This is a genomic window from Stenotrophomonas maltophilia (assembly GCF_013464485.1).
GTDB classification, from domain to species: Bacteria; Pseudomonadota; Gammaproteobacteria; order Xanthomonadales; family Xanthomonadaceae; genus Stenotrophomonas; species Stenotrophomonas maltophilia_AW.
In genome coordinates, this window is sequence record NZ_RAUX01000008.1 from 1 (window position 1) to 4,129 (window position 4,129).

Genomic DNA, 4,129 nt, shown 5'->3' on the forward strand with positions numbered 1-4,129 from the left:
GGGGGCSGGGGGGGCGTGGGTGCAGGGCTCATTGCAGTGCGCCCTGCTGGCGGCAGTCGGCCATGGCCAGCCGCAGGTGGCGTTCAACCGCTTTCAGGCCGATGCCCATGCGCTGCGCGACTTCAGCCTGTGGTAGTTCATGGATCTTGTGCAGGACGAAGACCTGCTGGCGCCGGCATGGCATGCGTTCGATGGTGGCACTCAGCCGACCGAATGCCTGCTGGCTCTGGGCCAGCTGATCGGGCCCTGGGCGCGGGCATGCGTCGTCGGGCAATTCGGCACGTGCTTCCACCCAGTGCCGGCGCAGATCTTCAGCGCGGCAACGATCCACGGCAGCGTCGTGCGCGATCCTCCGCAGCAGCGCGATGGGTTGCCGTGCATCGTGCGCGACGGGGCGCTCGAGCAGCCGCACGCAGACATCGTGCACGACTTCCCGGGCCAATCCCTGCGAGCGGAAGCGGCGGCGCAGATACTCCACCAGCTCCTCGTAATGGCGCGCCAGTGAGGACACCAGCGGCAGCGCGGGCGGGTGGGGGGAGGGCAGCTGGGGCATCCGGACCGGCAACAAGGGCGAGGGGGGGGCGCWGGGAGGGCATCCCTGCGCACTGCTGCAATACTAATGGGAACGGTTCGCATTTGCCATGCGAGGGATGCCCGGAATTGTTCGGTCGGGCTGGAAGGTGAAATCACGATCATCGGCTGGAACGCAGAATCGGCGGCAGGCTAGCCTGCCTGCGGGCTCGAGGACGTGGACCATGCATGTACTTCTGGTGATGGTGGGCGGGGTGCTGCTGTTGGGGGTATTCCTGCTGTTCGGGCGGCTGTGGAGCGTAGGCCAGTCGCAGCTGTCCACGGCCCTGATGGCGTTCATCGCCACCTGGCTGCTGGTGACGGTAGCCAACATGTGGGTAGGCGTGAGCAAGGCGGGCTACACGGTCCGCGAGGAACTGCCGATCCTGCTGCTGGTGTTTGCGGTGCCGGCGCTGTTGGCCGGATTGCTGTACTGGCGCCTGGCACGCTGAAGGATGGCCATGAGCACACGACTGCGACTGCCCGCCCTGCGCGAGCGCGATGGCCACCACGCCCGCGTGACCTACGAAGAGCTGTTCTTCGATCTGGTCTACGTCTTTGCAGTGACCCAGCTCAGCCACCACCTGCTGCATCACCTGGACCTGGCCGGCGTGCTGCAGACGCTGGTGCTGTGGTTCGCGGTGTGGCTGGGTTGGCAATATGCCTGCTGGGTCAGCAACTGGTTCGATCCGGAGGCGCCACGCATCCGCGCCCTGCTGTTCGTCACCATGCTGCTGGCGCTGCTGATGTCCTCGTCCATTCCCGGGGCCTTTGCTGATCGCGCCTGGGTGTTTGCGGGGGCGTACGCCACCATGCAGGTCGGGCGCACGGTGTTCGTCCTGCTGGAGGTTGGCCGCAACCATCCGCTGGCGCCCAATTTCCGCCGCATGCTGGCGTGGGTGAGCGTCTCGGCCTGCTTCTGGCTGGCCGGCGCTGCGGCCGAGGGCAACGCGCGGCTGGCGCTGTGGGCAGTGGCGGTCGCGTGCGAGTATGTCTCGCCGATGTTCGGTTTTGCGTTTCCGGGGCTGGGCCGTTCACACACCCGTGAATGGACCATCGAAGGCGGGCACCTGGCCGAGCGATGCCAGTTGTTCGTCATCGTCGCCCTGGGTGAGACGTTGCTGGCCACTGGCGGCGTGCTCAGCGAGGTCGAGCACTGGAGCGGCGATGTGGTCTCGGCGGTGCTGGCCACCTTCGCCGGCACCATCGCCATGTGGTGGCTTTATTTCGGCATCTCCAGCCGCGATGCCACCGCGGCGATCACGCATTCCGAGGACCCCGGACGGATGGGGGCCAACTTCCACTACGTGCACGCGCTGTTGATCGCCGGCATCATCGCCACCGCGGTCGGCAATGATCTGGTCATGGATCATCCTGGCGAGGCGGTGACCCCGGCCTACGCCGCAGTGCTGGCAGCCGGTCCGTTGATCTACCTGCTCGGCAGCGCGTTGTACAAGCGGATTGTGTACGGGCATGCCCCGTATTCGCATCTGATCGGTGCCGTGGCACTGGTCGCGCTGGGCGTGGTCTTGCCGCATGCCCATCTGCTGGCTGCCGGCTGGCTGACCAGTGCGGTGCTGCTGGCGGTGGGGTTGATGGATACGCGGTTGAAACGTCGCTTGCAGCGCGCATGAACCGACGAGGGGGAGCAGAATGCAGGATTCGGGCAGTGAAGGACGGCTCGGTCTGAGCGGCACACTGGAGATCACCATCAGTGAAGGCCGCCACGACTACCGGTTGATCTATGCGCTGCCGGAGCCGGAATAGACAGGGCGCGGATTCAAGCGCTGTCTGCCTGCAGGCGGTCATACATGCGTACCAGATCCACCAGGGTGCGTGCGCCCATCTTGCGCATCACCTGCGCACGGCGAACCTTCACTGTGATCTCGCTGACCCCCAGGTCGCCGGCGATCTGCTTGTTGAGCCGGCCACGCACCACACCATCCACCACGTCACGTTCGCCGGGATTCAGAGTGTTCCAGCGCTGCTGCAGGGCCTCGAGTGCCTCGCCGTCGCGGCGGCGCTGGCGGTCGATCTCGATGCCCTTGTGGATCGCATCCAGCAGCTCCTGATCGCGGAACGGCTTGGTCAGGAACTCGATGGCGCCGTCCTTGATTGCATTGACGCCCATCGCGATGTCGCCGTGACCGGTGATGAACACCACGGGCAGCTGCAGGCCGTGACTGCCCATCGTGCGATGGAACTCCAGCCCACTCTGGCCGGGCATGCGCACGTCCAGCACCAGGCAGGCCGGTGCATCTTCCAGTTCGTGTTCGAGGAAGGCCTGGGTGGAAGCGAACGCCCGCACCTGAAGGCCCATCGAGGCAAGCAGGTCTTCCAGTGCGGCGCGCACCGATGGATCGTCGTCGACCACGTAGACGATGGGGGCCGGCTCGGCAGCAGCGGCTGTTGGCTTACGCATGGTGGGTGTCCGGGGTGATGGGCAGGTCGAAGACGAAGCAGGCGCCACCGCCGGCCGGGCGTTCGGCGCGGATCTGGCCCTCATTGGCTTCGATCATCGAACGACTCAGGCTGAGGCCCAGCCCCAGTCCGTGTGATTTGGTGGTCCAGAAGGCATCGAATACACGCTCGGGATGATCGGCGGGCAAGCCGACACCGCGGTCGCGAACGCTGAGACTGACCCGCTGGCCGTCACGCCGGGTCAGCAGTGACAAGCGTCGGTCGGCAGCGGGGACGGACTCCATCGCATCCACCGCATTGAGGATCAGATTGCCGATCACCTGCTGCACCTGCACGCGGTCGGCCCGCACGGGAGGTAGATCGGCATCCAGCAGCAGCGCCACGGCCACGCCGTGCTGGTCCAGTTCGCTGCGCGAGAGCGCGAGCATTTCCTCCACTGCATGGTTCAGGTCGAATGCACGTCGTTCGGGTGCGGCGCCCTGGGTCAACCCGCGGATGCGGGCGATCACGTCACCGGCACGGTGCGCATCGGCGAGGATGCGGGCGACGGTCTGCCGTGCCTTGTCCACGTTGGGTGGATCCTGGGCGAGCCATCGTTGGCATGCTTCGGCGCTGGTGGCGATCGCCGCCAGTGGCTGGTTCACTTCATGGGCGATGGAGGTGGTCAGCTCGCCCACGGTGGAGGCGCGCGCGACCCGCAGCAGACGTCCCTGCGCCTCCTGCACGGCGGCCTTGGCCGCCTCCATGTTCAGGGCGAGGTAGGTGGTGGTGCCGATCACCAGCATGCCAATCACCGAATTGACCAGGCCGATACGGTACGTGCCGAAACGGGTCAGGAAGAAGCTCAGTGCGGTCAGTGCGATGCAGGCGATGGCCAGGGTAATCAGCCCGCGCGCGTTGAGCACGCGTGATGCGGCAAGGATTACCGCCGCGTAGAAGCAGGCCGCCGCCACGGCGTAATCGGTGACGGTGTCGATCAGGAAGATCGCCGCCATCACGACGATCAGGACCAGCAGCGCCAGCGGGCGGCGAGTCGGCAGCGATGGCATCGGGACGGCTCCCTGGCGTGGGGGGAAAGGATAGCAAAGGCGGCATCGGTGGATGCCGATCTGGGTCGGCGTGCTCTTGTGGGGGGGGG

5 protein-coding genes are annotated in these 4,129 nt (G+C 66.4%); 2 read left to right on the forward strand and 3 right to left on the reverse strand.

The window, feature by feature from the left end:
- Positions 1 to 28: 28 nt before the first annotated feature.
- Positions 29 to 553, reverse strand: coding sequence for an RNA polymerase sigma factor (locus D7Y61_RS03585; protein WP_180865099.1), 525 nt, complete (start codon positions 551 to 553; stop codon positions 29 to 31).
- A gap of 202 nt (positions 554 to 755) precedes the next feature.
- On the opposite strand from D7Y61_RS03585, the gene D7Y61_RS03590 reads away from it, so the two are divergent.
- Together D7Y61_RS03590 and D7Y61_RS03595 are read left to right on the forward strand one after the other, a co-directional pair.
- Entirely contained in the window at positions 756 to 1,022 is a 267-nt protein-coding gene (locus D7Y61_RS03590; protein WP_180865101.1) for a hypothetical protein, read from the forward strand.
- A 9-nt stretch (positions 1,023 to 1,031) separates the two neighbouring features.
- Positions 1,032 to 2,204, forward strand: a complete 1,173-nt coding sequence (locus tag D7Y61_RS03595; protein WP_180865103.1) for a low temperature requirement protein A — start codon at positions 1,032 to 1,034, stop codon at positions 2,202 to 2,204.
- A 146-nt stretch (positions 2,205 to 2,350) separates the two neighbouring features.
- Here D7Y61_RS03595 and D7Y61_RS03605 read toward each other — a convergent pair whose 3' ends face one another.
- Entirely contained in the window at positions 2,351 to 2,992 is a 642-nt protein-coding gene (locus D7Y61_RS03605) for a response regulator transcription factor (protein WP_180865105.1), read from the reverse strand.
- Positions 2,985 to 4,040, reverse strand: a complete 1,056-nt coding sequence (locus D7Y61_RS03610) for a sensor histidine kinase (RefSeq protein ID WP_180865106.1) — start codon at positions 4,038 to 4,040, stop codon at positions 2,985 to 2,987. The genes D7Y61_RS03605 and D7Y61_RS03610 overlap by 8 nt, the downstream gene beginning before the upstream one ends.
- Between the last annotated feature and the right edge of the window lie 89 nt (positions 4,041 to 4,129).